The sequence below is a fragment of the Priestia megaterium genome (assembly GCF_041941685.1).
In the GTDB taxonomy this organism is placed as follows: Bacteria; Bacillota; Bacilli; order Bacillales; family Bacillaceae_H; genus Priestia; species Priestia megaterium_C.
The window spans coordinates 1258474-1275033 of record NZ_CP130958.1 but is presented as its reverse complement, the minus strand read 5'-3'; the positions used below and the strand labels follow the sequence as shown (position 1 = coordinate 1275033).

Annotated in this window: 17 protein-coding genes and 2 riboswitches; of the genes, 6 read left to right on the top strand and 11 right to left on the bottom strand. The window is 39.3% G+C overall.

Annotated elements, in window-relative coordinates; genetic code table 11:
- Window positions 1–58: 58 nt before the first annotated feature.
- Window positions 59–826: a DUF4931 domain-containing protein gene (locus Q5794_RS06665; protein WP_374988912.1), complete on the top strand. Its 768-nt coding sequence runs from the start codon at window positions 59–61 to the stop codon at window positions 824–826.
- Window positions 827–983: 157 nt separating this feature from the next.
- Window positions 984–1715 carry a ZIP family metal transporter gene (locus Q5794_RS06660; protein ID WP_057238727.1) on the top strand — a complete coding sequence of 244 codons (732 nt, stop codon included), beginning with the start codon at window positions 984–986 and terminating at the stop codon, window positions 1713–1715.
- A gap of 64 nt (window positions 1716–1779) precedes the next feature.
- Here Q5794_RS06660 and Q5794_RS06655 read toward each other — a convergent pair whose 3' ends face one another.
- From Q5794_RS06655 to Q5794_RS06610, 10 genes are all read right to left on the bottom strand, one after another.
- Window positions 1780–2019: an aspartyl-phosphate phosphatase Spo0E family protein gene (locus Q5794_RS06655; RefSeq protein WP_057238729.1), complete on the bottom strand. Its 240-nt coding sequence runs from the start codon at window positions 2017–2019 to the stop codon at window positions 1780–1782.
- A gap of 453 nt (window positions 2020–2472) precedes the next feature.
- Window positions 2473–3813, bottom strand: coding sequence for a CoA-disulfide reductase (locus tag Q5794_RS06650; protein ID WP_374988911.1), 1341 nt, complete (start codon window positions 3811–3813; stop codon window positions 2473–2475).
- 86 nt (window positions 3814–3899) lie between these two features.
- A complete protein-coding gene (locus tag Q5794_RS06645; RefSeq protein WP_374988910.1) occupies window positions 3900–4934 on the bottom strand; it encodes an ABC transporter permease in 1035 nt (344 codons plus the stop codon).
- Complete coding sequence (locus Q5794_RS06640; protein WP_374988909.1) at window positions 4931–6436, bottom strand: sugar ABC transporter ATP-binding protein; 1506 nt, start codon at window positions 6434–6436, stop codon at window positions 4931–4933. Before Q5794_RS06640 ends, Q5794_RS06645 begins: the two co-directional genes overlap by 4 nt.
- Before the next feature lie 16 nt (window positions 6437–6452).
- Window positions 6453–7529: a sugar ABC transporter substrate-binding protein gene (locus tag Q5794_RS06635; RefSeq protein WP_214985544.1), complete on the bottom strand. Its 1077-nt coding sequence runs from the start codon at window positions 7527–7529 to the stop codon at window positions 6453–6455.
- Between the two features lie 122 nt (window positions 7530–7651).
- Window positions 7652–8167, bottom strand: a complete 516-nt coding sequence (locus Q5794_RS06630; RefSeq protein ID WP_214985542.1) for an acireductone dioxygenase — start codon at window positions 8165–8167, stop codon at window positions 7652–7654.
- Window positions 8168–8182: 15 nt separating this feature from the next.
- Complete coding sequence (locus Q5794_RS06625) at window positions 8183–8821, bottom strand: methylthioribulose 1-phosphate dehydratase (RefSeq protein WP_374988908.1); 639 nt, start codon at window positions 8819–8821, stop codon at window positions 8183–8185.
- Complete coding sequence (locus Q5794_RS06620; protein WP_048020344.1) at window positions 8818–9483, bottom strand: 2-hydroxy-3-keto-5-methylthiopentenyl-1-phosphate phosphatase; 666 nt, start codon at window positions 9481–9483, stop codon at window positions 8818–8820. Before Q5794_RS06620 ends, Q5794_RS06625 begins: the two co-directional genes overlap by 4 nt.
- Entirely contained in the window at window positions 9480–10724 is a 1245-nt protein-coding gene (gene mtnW / locus Q5794_RS06615; RefSeq protein ID WP_374988907.1) for a 2,3-diketo-5-methylthiopentyl-1-phosphate enolase, read from the bottom strand. Before mtnW ends, Q5794_RS06620 begins: the two co-directional genes overlap by 4 nt.
- Before the next feature lie 79 nt (window positions 10725–10803).
- Window positions 10804–10910, bottom strand: a riboswitch (SAM riboswitch).
- Between the two features lie 130 nt (window positions 10911–11040).
- Complete coding sequence (locus Q5794_RS06610; RefSeq protein ID WP_192997007.1) at window positions 11041–12213, bottom strand: pyridoxal phosphate-dependent aminotransferase; 1173 nt, start codon at window positions 12211–12213, stop codon at window positions 11041–11043.
- Between the two features lie 112 nt (window positions 12214–12325).
- Here Q5794_RS06610 and Q5794_RS06605 point away from each other — a divergent pair, with 112 nt between their 5' ends.
- From Q5794_RS06605 to Q5794_RS06590, 4 genes are all read left to right on the top strand, one after another.
- A complete protein-coding gene (locus Q5794_RS06605; RefSeq protein ID WP_164797388.1) occupies window positions 12326–13108 on the top strand; it encodes a carbon-nitrogen family hydrolase in 783 nt (260 codons plus the stop codon).
- Window positions 13109–13199: 91 nt separating this feature from the next.
- Window positions 13200–13350: riboswitch (SAM riboswitch) on the top strand.
- A gap of 135 nt (window positions 13351–13485) precedes the next feature.
- Window positions 13486–14658, top strand: coding sequence for an S-methyl-5-thioribose kinase (gene mtnK / locus Q5794_RS06600; RefSeq protein ID WP_268576432.1), 1173 nt, complete (start codon window positions 13486–13488; stop codon window positions 14656–14658).
- Between the two features lie 35 nt (window positions 14659–14693).
- Window positions 14694–15752: an S-methyl-5-thioribose-1-phosphate isomerase gene (mtnA, locus tag Q5794_RS06595; RefSeq protein WP_192996921.1), complete on the top strand. Its 1059-nt coding sequence runs from the start codon at window positions 14694–14696 to the stop codon at window positions 15750–15752.
- A gap of 132 nt (window positions 15753–15884) precedes the next feature.
- Complete coding sequence (locus tag Q5794_RS06590; RefSeq protein ID WP_013082215.1) at window positions 15885–16049, top strand: hypothetical protein; 165 nt, start codon at window positions 15885–15887, stop codon at window positions 16047–16049.
- A gap of 9 nt (window positions 16050–16058) precedes the next feature.
- Here Q5794_RS06590 and Q5794_RS06585 read toward each other — a convergent pair whose 3' ends face one another.
- Window positions 16059–16553: a methylated-DNA--[protein]-cysteine S-methyltransferase gene (locus tag Q5794_RS06585; protein ID WP_214985534.1), complete on the bottom strand. Its 495-nt coding sequence runs from the start codon at window positions 16551–16553 to the stop codon at window positions 16059–16061.
- Window positions 16554–16560 lie beyond the last annotated feature (7 nt).

Below are 16560 nucleotides of genomic sequence, written 5' to 3'. Positions count from 1 at the left end.
TATACATATGCTTTTAATACAATAAACATATGACCATTACATAAAAAGGTGAATGATTATGAAACCAACCCATTTATTATTTAATTCCGCAATTGGTTCACAAAAGCCTGAAACAATCGTTAACCGGCAAAACCCCTGTCCCTTTTGCGACGTAGAATCTCTTACAGGCATCATTGAAAAACAAGGACCTATCATTTGGCTGAAAAATAAGTTTCCCGTTCTGCAAGATGCTTATCAGACGGTTATTATTGAGACCGATGAATGTACTTCAGAACTATCTATTTATCCAAAGGAACATCTATACAACTTGCTGAGCTTCGCTACTGAACGATGGATATCTATGATGAACAGCGGAGAATATGCTTCTGTTCTTTTCTTTAAAAACCATGGTCCCATGTCCGGAGGATCATTACGACATCCTCATATGCAAATTATTGGTTTAAATGAGATGGATGTAAATGAAAATGTGAAACTAGAGCAGTTTGAAGGAGTCACAATTGCCCAAAATGAACACGTCACATTTAATTTATCTGTAAAACCTAGAATGGGCTTTTTTGAATTTAACGTGATAACGGATCAGCTTGCCAAAGAACTGCACGCGTTTGCAGATTATCTTCAAACGGCTGCTCACTATTTATTAAACCATTTTCATCGTAGCTGCACGAGCTACAACTTATTTTTTTATAATCTTAAAAACGGCAAAATTGCGGCGAAAATCATTCCTCGCTTTGCCACATCTCCTTTGTATGTAGGATATGGCATTCCTCAAGTTTCCAATAAGCTTGAGCACATTGCTAACCAAGTTCAGGAGTTGTACTTTACCTAAAAAGTTGAACCTTCACTGGTTCAACTTTTTTTGTAAGGTTATTGCATAAAGCTATTCACTTTTAAAATAGTCATGCTCATAGAAACCAAAAAAACATAAACTAAAAGAACGATGTGAATTGAGGATAAAAAGAAGAATATGTAAAAGGAGACGGTTTATGACTGAAGTACTAATTGGAAGCATTCTTTCTTCGCTATCGACTGGAGTAGGCGCTTTGCCTATTCTGTTTTTGAATCAAGAACTCACTCATCGCTGGAAAGATATACTTCTTGCGCTCACTGCAGGTATTATGACAGCAGCTTCTACTATGAGCTTGATTCCAGAATCTCTTCAAAGCGGCGGTTTTTTTCCCTTAGCCATTGGCTTACTGCTTGGAGTTGTAACATTAACACTCTTGGAGCAGAATATTCCTCACATTGATCTTGAGCATTCTAAAACCGGCATTCAGTTTGATGAAAAAGCACTTTTAATTGTTTCCGCTATTACTTTGCATAACCTTCCTGAAGGACTGTCTGTTGGTGTTAGCTACGCTTCAAATGTTGAAAATACAGGGAACTTAATCGCCCTTGCAATCGGCCTTCAAAATGCACCTGAAGGACTGTTGGTCGCGCTATTTTTAGCTCAGCAACATATCAGTAAAATAAAAGCATTTTTAATTGCTACCCTTACAGGCTCCGTTGAGATTGCAACGTCTTTACTCGGGTTTTATTTAACTAATTTTGTTGACTCTCTCGTTTCATATGGATTAGCTTTTGCTGCTGGAGCCATGCTTTTTATTATTTATAAAGAGTTGATTCCGGAAAGTCACGGCGATGGAAATGAAAGATTTGCTACCTATTCGTTTATTTTTGGTATTTTGTTTATGATCTTTTTAATTAACATTTTTTAAAGGTGAAGAGAGGCCACGGGCAGCATAATTGTTTTACTGCCCGATCCCGAATGCTTGTCCTGCATTACAGCTTTGAAAAAGATAAAAAGCGGCTAATCAGTGTGGCAAACGATGTCTTTTCTTCCTCTTCTTTTAAAAGCTGCTTTTGATAAACGAGTAAGAGCTGATCAAGCTCTTGACTACAGGTAACGGTTTCTTCATTAGTCAAACCTTTTTCTTCTCCGATCTGCACCATCTTTTGTCTTTTTTGGACGATTTCTACTAATAATCTCTCTGATTTCGTTCTATTTCTCACTCCAAACACAAAATCCTCTCCTATGACAAAGAAATTAGCTTATAACGCATTATTACAAATTCTACTAAATATGTAAATAGAGTCGCAATAATAGACATTTTTTTTGCAAAAAAAATTATTTTGTCGGAATTTACAAACGCTTACATTACTATAGGAATACCATTTATCTTTTTTTTACAACTTGTTTTTCGACAAAAGATGCTGCTTGTCGAATAGAAAAAGAGGTTGAGACATAACGAAATCAATACAATCTAAAAACGAACAAATGGGATACATGAGCTGAACCGCTTGTCCCGCAGGAGTTTTCGCCTTGCCCTCCAATCAACAGCTAGAAGCAGCTAAATATATGAAGCCTGCGTTCACCCTCACCATAAAAAAATCCGAACGAAGTTGATTCTTAATCAAGAATCACTTCGTTCGGATCTTCCTTCAGCTAACATACTTTTGTCCCTGTATCTTTTTCTATTGAGCTTTCTGAGCAGCAATTTGTACAGCATCCCATACCGTAGCAAAAGGAGGGGCATACGAAAGATCTAACATTGTTATTTCATCTGTTGTGAGGCGGCAAGTAATAGCTGTGGCAAATACATCGATTCGTTTTGCTACTCCTTCTTTACCAATCATTTGAACCCCCAAAATCTCTTTTGTTTCAGGATGATAAACAAGTTTTATCACAATCTTTTCAGCTCCTGGATAGTAAGAAGCATGACTCGGAGCCTCTGCTGTAATGGCTTTGTATAAAAGAGAATTTTCTCTTGCTTCTCTTTCTGAAATGCCGGTTTTTCCAATTTCATAGTCCATCACTTTGACAATGCTTGTACCTACAACACCCGGAAATTCTCTATTTTCTCCCCCTAATCGGTAACCTAGAACTCTTCCTTGCTTATTAGCAATGGTTCCAAGAGCAATATGAACATCTTTTTTTAATACGCGGTGATAGCTCGTTGCACAATCTCCTGCTGCGTAGATATGAGGCACGTTGGTTTCCAACTTCTCGTTTACTAAAATAGCTCCATTTTCAAGCATCCTTAGTCCGTTTCTTTCTAAAAATTGCGTATTCGGACGAACTCCTACATTTACAATCACTAAATCTGTTTGATATGTTTGACGGTTTGTTTGAACGTGAGTGACGGAACCATCTGAATGCAGCAATGCTTCGACTTCTTCTTCGAAATGAAATAAAATGTCGTCATCTAGCTGTTTTTGCAAATGCTCTGCCATTTCTTGATCTAAAATAGATAGAATCTGCTTTCCCTGTTCAATGATGCGTACTTCTTTTCCCAAAGCCTTCATTGCTTCAGCTACTTCCATTCCGACATATCCTCCGCCGATAATGGTGACTTTCTCTACGGAGTGAGCCTGCAGATATGTATAGATTCTTTCGCTGTCTTCTAATGACTTTAATGTGCATACATTCGGCATGTTGTTGCTCATAAAATTAGGTTTAACAGCCGATGTTCCAGTTGCAATGATGAGTTCATCGTATGTTACCTCTTTTTCAGCGTGCGTTTTTAGATCCTGTGCTACTATGTATTTTTTTGTATGATTTACTTCTTTTACTTCGTGAAAAAGATGGACGGAGATGTTTCGCTCCTCAAACTCTTGTTTCGTCCGAGCAATCAAATCGTCTTTTTCTTTTACAACACCTGACAGATAGTAAGGCATACCACATGCGCTGTAAGAGATATCTCCACCTTTTTCAAACACAAAGATTTCCACTTCTTCTTTTTCTTTCATCCGGCGAAGCTGTGAAGCTGCGCTCATTCCGGCGGCTACTCCTCCTATAATGACGACACGTTTCATCTATACTCCCTCTTTCTACATAAATAATAGGCTATACTATTGTTTTTCCTTATTCTTCCCGATTTCAAACGAAAAAAAACGGCTGTTTACACAGCCGTGGATGTTTGTTTTGAGCGGTAATACGTTAAAGCCAAGGCTCCTGCTAATACAGCCCCTTTAATAATGTCTTGCATATAATACGGAACATTTAGCATCGTTAATCCGTTTAACAGCACACCAATTAAAATAGAGCCAATCAGCGTCCCGAATACATTCGGTTTCCCTGCTCCAAATACGGAAAAGCCAATGTATGTAGCAGCTACGGCATCCATTAAAAATGGTGAGCCGGCGTTCACTTCTCCTACTCCAATACGGGCAGCTAAAACGACTCCTCCAATTCCAGCAAGCAAACCTGAAAACATATAGGCATACATGCGATAACGGTTAACCGGTACACCCGAAAGTCTTGCTGCTTCTATGTTCCCTCCTGTTACGTAGAAAAAACGCCCAAACTTCGTATAGGAAAAAACGATATGAACAAGCAGCACAGTCAGCAGCATAATGATAACAGGGACAGGAATACCTAGTAAATGACCTTGCCCCAGTGCAAGGAAAGATGGAATGAAAATTCCCGGAGCTCTGTCTCCGCTTGATAAAGGCATATTGGTATAAATAGCTGAGCCTTTTGTATACGTTAATAAAATTCCTTGTACGATGAACATCATTGAAAGAGTGGCTAAAATATCAGGAATCTTTACTTTCACTACTAAAAAAGCATTTACTAACCCGATAAGAAGCGATGCAATAATCGGAACAATGATAGCGACTGCAATTTCTTGTCTGTGTAAAACAAGCATAGAAGCTGATAAAATAGTGGCTAACCCAGCCGTAGACCCTACAGATAAATCGAGTCCGTTGACGGTTAACGATATCGTTACACCAAGCGCGATTAAGGTAACAATGGAAATAGAGCGCAGGATATCACTAATGTTTTCTCCTGTTAAAAAGTTAGGTGTGGCAATGAAAAAAATAATCATAATAACAAAAATCATTAAGACTGTCCCATATTTATAAAAAAAGTCGAAAACGCTTATTTTTCTCTTTGGTTTCGCTACAGGTTCTGTTACATACTCCGCACTCATGCTTTTACTCCTCCTGCTGTATAATAAAATAATTTTTCACTAGTTGCTTCTTCTTTGGATAATTCTTTTACGATTTTTCCGTTGTACATAACATAAATTCGATCCGCTACCCCTAGCAGCTCCTCGAATTCACAGGTTGCATAAACAACGCCTTTTTGCTGTGACACAAGATTTGTAATTAAGTCGAATATTTCTCGTTTAGAGCCCACATCGACCCCTTTAGTTGGCTCATCGAACAATAGTACGTCAGAATCCGTAACAAGCCATTTTCCGATTGCTACTTTCTGCTGATTTCCACCGCTTAACGTTCCAACTGACTGCTCGATAGAATGAGACTTTACGCCAACTTGCCCAGTCGTTTTCTGCGCTTTTTCTTTGATCTTTCCTCGCCTTAGAAACGAATAATTTGTAAAGCGGGACAGACTTGGCAAAACTAAGTTATCGGCAATCGATTCATGAACAAAAATTCCTTCTTTTCTTCGTTCTTCAGGAACAAGAGAAAGGCCTTGTGAAATATAATAATACGGCTGCTTATTCAACTTTAATTTCTTGTCTTTTAACCGAACGCTGCCGCTCACATATTGCTCTAAACCAAATAGACTTCGGCAAAGCTCCGTTTTCCCCGCTCCTACAAGCCCTGCAATACCGACTACTTCTCCTTCTTTTACATGAAAAGAGATATTAGAAAGGTGCCCTGGAAGAGATAATGCTTCTACATGTAAAAGTACGTTTCCAATTTCTACTGACTTTTTGACCCACTGCTTTACAGAAGAAGTTCCTAACATGAGCGTAATCACGTCTTCAATTGATGTATGTGAAGTTTCTTTTGTAGCTACATAGCGTCCGTCCTTTAAAACCGTTAAGCGGTCGCAAATATCAACCACTTCTTGAAGGCGATGTGAAATGTAAATAATGCCTACTCCGCTTTTCTTCAGCTCTCTCATCACAGAAAACAATTGTTTCGTCTCTTCCACACTAAGAGGTGCGGTTGGTTCATCCAAAATTAAATAATCAACATTCTGTACAATTGCACGTGCAATAAGCACCTGCTGTTTTTCTGATAGAGTTAAATCAACAACATTTTTTCTGACGGATAGAGAAGAACCAAGTAAAGAAAGAGCTTCTTCCGCCTTCTTATAAATAGATTTCCAGTTTACAAATGTCTTACTTTCATTAGAAGCCTGCACGTCTAACACAATGTTTTCAGCTACTGACAGCGAAGGAATCAGCGCTACATCTACTTCTTGATGTACAATGCCGATGCCGTGGCGCTTAGCTTCTTTAGGAGAAGAAATGGAGATTTCTCCTCCGTTTTTGAAGATTTTTCCTTTGTACTCATCGTAAGCTCCGCACAATATTTTCATCAGCGTACTTTTACCGGCACCATTGGCTCCCAATAAAGCATGGATTTCCCCTTTTTGAACAGTAAAATCAACTTTGTTCAGCGCTTGAAAAGAACCAAAGTTTTTTGTTATGTTCTTCATTGAAAGCTCATTCGTCATATCTGTCCCTCCACTTCTATTCTTTTTTACCCCATTCTTCTACGTACTGACTAAGCTGATCCATATTAATCGTTTGATTAGGCAAGTCTGTTTGTTTGACTAAAACCGGATCAAAGGAATAATAACGAGGGATCTCTTGACCGGAAATCTTTTTAAGAAGCAGATCAACTTGCTTTTCTCCTACTGAAGCTGGATTTACGGCAGCTGACGCTTTCCACGGGCTGTTTTTTTCCTGCATCATTTGCAGATCTTCATCAGATAAGTCTACTCCGTACACTTTAATCTCGTCTCGTCCTGCTTCTTTAATCGCTCTTGTTACTCCTTTTGCAAATTCGTCCCAAGGTGCCCAAACAGCCGCAATGTCTCCTTTATTTGGATACTGCTTCAACACAGCTGCCATTTTATTTTGTGTGTCTAATGAGGTGTTGTCCGTTGCGCTTCCAAACGTAGCAATTTGTTTTACATCTGGATAGCGATTCATCATAATTTTATAAATGCTGTCGCGCTTTTCCATCGGCGCAAAGCCTCCAACAAACGCATATACAATGTTTCCTTTTCCATTAATGTCCTGCATCATTTGTTTCAGTCCCTGGAGCGCAAGCATATAATCGTCTTGATCGATGATTGTAACGCCTTCTACTTTTAATTCTACGTCTGTTGCAATAACGGGAATTCCTTTTGCGATCGCGCGCTTCACGCCAGGTTCAAGGGTTTCAGCTCGGCCGTGGTCAATCATAATACCGTCAACATTTTGGTTAATAGCCGTGTCTAAATAAGCAGCCATTTTAGATTGATCATTGTTTGAATCAGAAACGGATAGCTGTACTCCTGCTTTTTTAGCCGCTTTTGTCACACCTGTTATGTACTGAGCAGCGTGAGTGCCTGACGTAAATTCAGAAATAAGCGCAATTTTTGTATCTTTCGTAACCCTTTTTCCTTCTTGCTGTACAGGCTTAGCAGAAGCCGCTTGCTGCGCTGGAGCTGCCTGTGCTTTCTCGTTTAGACTTGGCTGTTCTTTCGTACAGGCAGCCAGTGCAAAGACTAGAAGCACGAGCATAGTAAGTGGCCACAGCATTTTTTTACCTTTTTTCATGGTGTTCCTCCTATTAAACTTATTATTCACATAAAAATAGTTAGTTTTATATTAATCCAAAGAATACCCCGCTTTTAGATGTAAAAGCGGGGTGATGATGACCTATGCTTTACAAGTAATTGTTATGCGTAAATAGGTACCCATCCTTCAGTTGTCACGAAAATTCGGAGAGCGACTACTTTACGATCTTCCATTAGTGTAAAGTAATGAAGAATGTTTTCTGGTACTGAAATTAAATCGCCCGGCTCTAATTCCACATCAAAAAATTCGCCGTCTTTTCCTTGAATAACAAAGATTCCATGACCGCTTACAATAAAGCGAACTTCGTCATCTGTATGAATATGCTTGCGCTGAAAGTTTTTTAACAATTCATCAATATTTGGTGTAGATTCCGATAACGAGATAACATCTTGAGCTTTATAGCCGCGGCGTTCAGAAATATCTTTAATATCCTCACCAAAAGCGTTTAAAATTTCTGTTTTTTCTTCATCAGTTAAATCATATTTTTCACGAAGATTTTCTGGAAGTTTTGTAATGTCCCAGTTTTCATAAATAACTTCATTGTTTGCCAGAAAAGCTGATACTTCCTCTTGGGTTTCAATCCTTTTATTGTTTGCATGTAAGCGAATTTGCGCCATTGTTGTTTCCTCCTTTTATAAATGCACCTTTGGCTTAATGCCTTTAAGTGACAGTAATTTGACATGGTAGCTAAATAGAAATTCATAGGCTTCTAGCGCTTTTTTTGTTTCAAATGCATTTCTCCCCCATACCGTAATCCCGTGGTTACGAATCAAAATCGCGCCTTGATCGCCTTTTATATGATAAGAAAACTCTTCTGCTAGTGTCGGAATATCTGCGTAATTCGGAATAATCGGAACAGTAATTTCCGCATTTTCTTCCCAAATACCTAGCGCCTTAATAATTTCTTGACCTTTGAATGAAATAACGCCTTCATCTCCGTACAGTTCAGAGATTACGTTGTTGTCGATTGTATGTACATGAAGACTGCACCCAGCATTCGTTAAATCGTAAATCTTAACGTGTAAAAGCGTTTCAGCAGAAGGCTTTAAATGCGTTTCTTCTGCAGGCTTTCCGTATTGATCAACTAATAAAAAATCTTCATTTGTACGTTTTCTTTTGTCTTTTCCACTTGCTGATACAAAGAAAGTTGTCGGATTTTGGTCCACTTTAATTGCTAAGTTTCCGCTTGTACCGAAGAACCAATCGCGCTCTGCCAACTCGTCTTTTATATCCGCAAGCTCATGCAACCTTTGCTGAGCCATGATACTCATGCTTTCACCTCTTCTGTTAATTCTTGTAAATGATGAATTACATCATAAAAAGTAGAAAAAGGACGATACGGTAGAGATAGCTCTTCGCATTTTTTAATTAAAAAGTCACGTGCAATGACCGTATCAGCTAATTTGGCAGCCTGTAAATCCGTAATTGAATCGCCAATAACAACCGTATGATCTCTTTCATCTGCAAGATGGCGAATAATCGTTGGCTTACAGCAGCCGCAGTCATTTGTACACTGTTTATCACATGTATGAGGCCACGTAATGGAAATATGCTCACCGGAAAAGTCAGATCCGTTGCAGTAGAGCATTTCCTCCGCAACTCGATTTCCCAAAAGTGGTTTTACAAAAAAGTCAATTCCTCCGCTTACAATATAAAGCGGAATATGGTGCTCTTTTGTATAGGCAATAAAATCATCAAATCCATCTCGAATAGCAGACGTCTCTAAAATATAAGAAATAATATCTTCCTTTAATTCCACGGGGAGCAAGGCAAACATTTGCCCTACTCCTTCTTGAATGGAGACGCGCTGTGCCAACACGTCGTCTTTAATACTTTCCCACTCCGGAGGAGCAAATTGTTTCATAATAGCAATAATGTTATCGCTATTTGTGATTGTTCCATCAAAGTCACAAAAGATTTTTAACGATGTCATGCTTTCACCTCTACTGTTCCCCATAGTTGCAAAGCTTTTTGCAACTCTTTTGATTCTTCAGCTTTTTCGGCTAGTGTTTGATGAGAGAGTACTGCATCTATCGCCGCACGGAATGCTTTTCCTCCTCCGATAGCTCCGTCTGGATGACCGTGAACTCCGCCTCCTGCATTAATGATACTGTCGATTCCAAAGTCCTTCACAAGCTGTGGTACCATTCCAGGATGAATTCCTGCAGAAGGAACTGGGAAAGACTGCTTATATTTGTATACAGGACGCGTTAATTCGTAGGCAATGCCTGTCGTATCTTCAAGAGAAAGCGCTACGCTTCCGTATGGTGATGGAAACAGTGAGAAATCTGCTCCGGCTAAACGCAATAGCTTTCCAAGCAGTAATGAATTTGAAAAACCGTAAAATTCTGATGGCGTAAGCGCTCCGCTAACAGCTGGGTGTGCCATAATCGGCAAGTTAATTTCATCATCTTCTCGAAGTGCCTGCAGTACGTCTAACCCGTAAGCAAATACGTTGAATAAAAGAGCCTCGGCTCCTAGCTCAGCTGCTTTTCTCGCTTTTTCTTTTAATTCAAACGTTCGTCCCGTTAAATTAATCGCATACAGCGTGCGGTGTCCCGTTTTTTCGTATACTTCATGCAGTACTTTTTTTCCTTCTGTAACACGAGCTTCAAAAGGTGTTCGTTCACTATCAAACAAAATCTCGTCGTCTTTAACCAAATCCACTCCGCCAAGCGCTTGCTCACGCAGCTGAGTTGTTAAGTACGTCATGTCTCTTCCAATCACGCCTTTAAAAATACTCATCACAAGCGGACGGTCATAAACGCCTAGTTTCTCTCGGATACCTTCTATTCCAAAGCGCGGTCCTGGGAATTCAGCTAATAATTCATCAGGAAAATCCAAGTCTAATAATTTCACTTTTCCATCAAGTGATAGTTTTCCGAAAACCGTAACTAAAATAGCCGGTAAATCGCTTGAAAAGTTGGCAGTTGGATAAGCAATTTTGACAATAGCCTGCTTAATTTCTCCGCCTAAATATCCGTTTACACGTTCGCAATCTTGAAGCTCAGTTACGGACACGACACGCCCTTTATGCTTTTGAAGCTGCTGTTGATCTAAAAGCGGCAGATCTGTCCATGAGCCGACGGTTAGTCCTAAAGCGATTCCTTCCGCTTTTTTATGAAAATTCCCTTTATTATCATGTAGTAAGTAGCTTGCAACGATTTCGCTCATTATGCTAAAAACTCCCTTGCTGTTTAATATCGTTAATAAAAAAACCTCTTCTGTAATTAAGAAGAGGCTTTCGTTGCTCTTCTTATCTCTCAGCTGCTGCTGCAAGAATTAGCACCGTGCTTAACATGCGTTAAGTCGGTTGCCGGGCTTCATCGGGCTAGTCCCTCCACCTACTCTTAATAAGAAAGTTGCTATTTATTTAAATTGAATTCGTAGATTATATACTAAATAAAAAATACCGCTAGGATTTATCGGTTATTAATCTCGTTAACTTCTTACATATTAAGCCAACTCAAAAAGGATTGTCAATGCGTTTTTAAAATAAATTTAATTTTTTTATTCGAGATACAGCTTCTCTCATGCGCTCTTCATCTGTCAGCAGTCCTACGCGCACATAGCCTTCACCATATGTTCCAAAGCCTACACCAGGCGCAACTACAACGTGGGCTTTTTCAAGAAGTAAATCTGAAAACTGTTCGGAAGTATATCCTTTAGGAACTTTTAGCCATGCAAAAAAGGAGCCTGCTGGAGATGTAACATCCCAACCAATTTCTCGAAGCCCTTGAATAAAGGTATTGCGTCTAGATTCATAGCGCTTAACTAAATCATTCACACATTGTTGAGATTCCAACAGAGCTGCGGCTGCTGCCTCTTGAACCGCCCCAAAGAGACTGACATACATATGATCTTGAAGAAGATTAATAGCTTCTACTACACTTTCATTTCCTACAGCAAATCCAACTCGCCATCCCGCCATGTTATACGTTTTAGAAAGAGTATAAATTTCAATTCCCGTCTCTTTTGCACCAGGAGTCTGTAAAAAGCTGATTGGCTTTTTACCATCAAATCCAATTGCTCCGTAGGCAAAGTCGTGTACCACACAAATATCGTGTTTGGCAGCAAACGCCACGGTGTCTTCAAAAAATTCTGCCGTTGCCACTGCACCAGTAGGATTATTCGGATAGTTTAAAAACATGAGCTTTGCCTGTTCTTTAGCACGTTCACTTATCTCTTCGTATACGGGTAGAAAATGATTTTCAGCCGTGAGCGGCATCACTTCCATCTTTGCTTTTGCAAGCTCTACTCCAGACCAGTAATCAGGATATCCAGGATCCGGAACCAGCACCGTATCTCCAGGGTTTAATAAGCACTGCGGGATTTCAACAAGTCCACCCTTTCCGCCAAATAAAATAGCTACTTCTTTTTCAGGATCCACATCAACGCCATATTCTCGCTTATAAAAAGTCGCAACAGCCTCTTTTAAAAACTTATGCCCCCGAAATGGAGAATATTTATGATGCATAGGATTAGCACTTGCTTTTTGCAGTGTTTCTACAATATGTGAAGGAGTAGGCTGATCAGGATTTCCCTGCCCTAAGTTAATAACATCGTGCCCTTGGGCCATTACTTTTCCTACCTTGCCTACAAGTGATGCAAAAAATTGTTTTGGTAAACTTTTTAATAGTTCCGATTGCTCAAATTGTTTCATCGTCGCACACCTTCTCAAAAAATTCTTGAAATTCTAGTCACAAATAATATATTGTAATACTCAACTTGTAAAGTCATTTTTTTCAACTACTAAAAAAAGGACGGATGATAAAGTGAGTGTAAAAATTACGTGTTTGCAGCTTGATATTGCGTTTGGAAACCCAACTAAAAACCGAAAATATATCGAACAAAAAATGACGGAAGCCCTGAAAGAAAACCCTGATATCCTTGTGCTTCCTGAGCTATGGGATACAGCTTATGATTTGACGCGGCTAGATGAAATTGCAGATGATGAAGGACAGCAAGCCAAGCAATTAATCTCTCAGTTTGCTAAAACGAACGAAGTAAATATTGTGGCAGGTTCGATCGCGAAAAAAACAGAGCAAGGCGTCACGAATACGATGTATATTTTTGACCGAAAAGGTCGTGAAGTATCACAATACAGTAAACTGCACTTATTTAAATTAATGGATGAACACCTGTATTTAGAAGCAGGAACAGCAAAAAATCTTTTTACACTTGAACACTCACTGTGCGCAGGCGTTATTTGTTACGATATTCGTTTTCCAGAATGGATTCGGGTTCATACTAGCAGCGGAGCAGAAGTCTTGTTTGTTGTCGCTCAGTGGCCGGCTCCAAGACTTGCCCACTGGAAAGCACTGCTCATTAGCCGTGCAATCGAGAATCAATGCTATGTAATCGCATGTAATCGTGTAGGCCAAGATCCTAATAACACATTTGCCGGACATTCCTTAGTCATCGATCCGTGGGGAGAAATAATCGCTGAAGCTGGCGATAGCGAAGAACTTTTAAGTGCTGACGTTAACCTGGAACTTGTAAAAGAAATTCGTAAACAAATTCCTGTCTTTACAGATCGCCGCACAGAATTTTATTAATTATGTATTGACAGCCTTTTTTTTGCATGATACGATTTTCACCAGATATCATAAAATATTCAAACAAATCAAAATTGAATAAGTAATCGTACTCTTATCAAGAGTTGGCTGAGGGATTTGGCCCTGTGAAGCCCAGCAACCGACCGTCATTCCATCCTAAGGTGGATCACACCCGTAAAACATGTTTTACAAAGGCACGGTGCTAATTCCAACAGAAAGTAATTCTTTCTGGCAGATAAGAGGTTTGAACACTACAATCAAGCCTCTTTCCAACGAAAGAGGCTTTTATATTTTCTAAAATTATAAAAGCCTCCATATATTCTTAAACCTATTAACTTAGTAAACAAATCAGTTTAATAAACTATGGAGGGATTCCGATGTCAACAACAAAAACAGAGAAGTATCAGCCTTTAACAGAAATTTCAGCAATCAAACTTGTGAAAAAGCTAGGTCTTTTTGATGCCACAGAAGCACTGACTGCCCGTGAAATCGGTGACGGCAACTTAAATCTCGTCTTTCACATCATAAATGATCAAACGAATAAATCCATTATTGTCAAACAAGCGCTTCCCTATGCAAAAGTTGTAGGCGAAAGCTGGCCTCTATCCTTGAACCGTGCCACAATTGAAAGCAATGCGCTCAAGCAATTCGGTGCATTTACGCCAGAACTTGTACCCGCTGTTTATTACCACGATGAAACGCTTGCTGTTACGGTCATGGAAGATCTGTCTCATTTAACAATTTCTCGCGCCGGACTTATTCAAGGTGAAAGTTATCCTCTGCTCTCACAGCATATCGGTTCTTTTTTAGGACATATTGCGTTCAAAACGTCTGATTTCGCCTTAAAACCTCAGGATAAAAAAGAAGAAGTTGTTAAGTACAGCAACCCGGACTTATGCAATATTACGGAAGATTTAGTTTTTACAGATCCTTTTTTTGATATTGATACAAATGAATTTGAAAAAGCGCTGCGTCCTGATGTAGAAGAATTGTGGAATGATAGTGATGTAAAGCTACAAGCAGCAAAATTAAAATATAAATTTTTAACAAATGCACAAACGTTAATCCACGGTGATTTACATACAGGCAGCATCTTTGCTAGCAGTCAAGAAACGAAAGTGATTGATCCAGAGTTTGCTTTTTACGGTCCGTTTGGATTTGATTTAGGGCAATTTGTTGCGAATTTATTTTTAAATGCTCTTTCTCGAGAAACAAATCGCGAACCGTTATTTGCACACATTACGAACACATGGAACGTATTCAAAGATACCTTTACTGCGCTTTGGCATTCTGAAAACACTGAACCTTTCGCTAAAGATGAGCGCTTATTACATGAAATTTTAACACAAACGTGGCAAGATGCTGTTGGATATGCAGGATGTGAAATCATTCGACGTACGATTGGCTTAGCTCACGTAGCGGACTTAGACGAAATTTCTTCAGAGGAAAGAAAAATTAACGCTAAACGTACTGCGTTAAAAATTGGACGCTATTTGCTTCTGCACCAACAAGACGTTTCACCAAATGAATTTGAACATTTACTTCGATAACGAATAATGTACACAATGAAAGGATCGGTATCAGCATGACAAATACACTATCACTTCCGCGCTCAGTGGAATGGAATGAATCATATATTACTTTATTAGATCAGCAGCAGCTTCCTGGCAAAGTTGAATATATTAAGCTGCAAACCATTAAAGACGTATGGGATGCTATCACTACCTTGAAAGTACGCGGAGCCCCTGCAATTGGCATTACGGCGGCTTTTGGCCTTGCTCTTTCTGCGCTTAGCTATGACACAGATTCAGTCAAGGAATTTAACAAAAAGCTAGCTCTTGATCAACAGTATTTAGCTAGTTCACGCCCTACTGCCGTCAATTTATTTTGGGCATTGGAGCGCGTAGCGAAAAGCGCTGAATCCGCTTCGTCCGTTAATGAAGCTAAAACAAAAGTTGTTCATGAAGCTATTCAAATTCAAGTAGAAGATGAAGAAACGTGCTACCGAATTGGAGATCATGCTCTTTCTTTATTTAAAAAGAAAGATAAAATCATGACAATATGTAATGCTGGTTCAATTGCTACAGCTTATTATGGAACAGCCTTAGCACCTTTTCACTTGTCTAAGCAGCGTGATATTCCGCTTGAAGTATTTGCCTGTGAAACAAGACCCGTTCTTCAAGGTTCTCGCTTAACAGCCTGGGAACTTCAGCAGTCGGGAGTGGACGTTACGCTGATTACGGATAATATGGCCGCCCATACCATTAAAACAAAAGGAATTAATGGGATTATTGTAGGTGCTGACCGCATTGCAGCAAATGGCGATACGGCTAACAAAATTGGAACATATGGACTTGCTCTTTTAGCCAAAGCATTCAGTATTCCATTTTACGTAGCAGCGCCACAGTCCACATTTGATTTATCTATTCAAGACGGAAGCAGCATCCCTATTGAAGAACGTTCACCTAAAGAAGTAACGCACATTGGAGATACACAAATTGCTCCAGACGGAATCTCTGTGTACAATCCAGCTTTTGATGTGACGCCAAGCGAACTGATTACGGCCATTATTACAGAGCATGGAATTATCCATTCCCCGTCTTTTGAATCCATTCAAAAAGTTTTGCTGCAATCCGCCCAATAAAAAAAGCCGCTGCTATGCGGCTTTTTTTGTTGAGCACTGGTTTTCAACTGCATTTGTAACATAATTGTAACAGTACTCTCTTCTTTTTCTACATATATTATAGGGATTCTTTTTAAATAAGGGGGAGTAAATATGAGTTCAGAGCAAAAAACGGATAAAAACAAAGCGCTGAATCGTAAGCAGCACTATCAGCTATTCGATTTATCCAAAGATGAAGAACTAAATTCCCTCCCTTCTCCTCAGCAAATTGACGGTGTTTTTGTGCAGGGAGAAGGCTGGAAATTAGACGGTGAATAGTTATTTTAACTACAGAGCGCCTTTTGCTACATTTCTTTCAAGCATTAATAGTTTCTCTTTTATATGAGTTTGGGAGCCTGCATAACCTGTTAAAGCTCCATTTTTTCCAATCACACGGTGACAAGGTAAAATAATAGGCAGTGGATTTCGACGATTCGCTTGTCCCACAGCCCTTACGGCTTTAGAGCGGTTAACAGACTCCGCTACATCACTATAAGACCACGTTTGTCCATAAGGTATACCTTTAAGCGTTAACCACACTTCTTTTTGGAAGTCTGTTCCTTTTATATCCAAAGGCAAATCAAATGTTAGCGTGCGCCCTTCAGCATAATCCTGCAGCTGTCGCTTCGCTTCTTTCACATGGTGATAATTCTCGTCATGAACAAGTTTTTTAAGCTGCTCATTATGATCATCGCTATCAAACCAAATATGTTGAACCCCTTTTTCCGAGGCTACAATATAAATTTTCAAATCAGAAAATAAATTCATTTCTCCGTAGTACATATTTTTT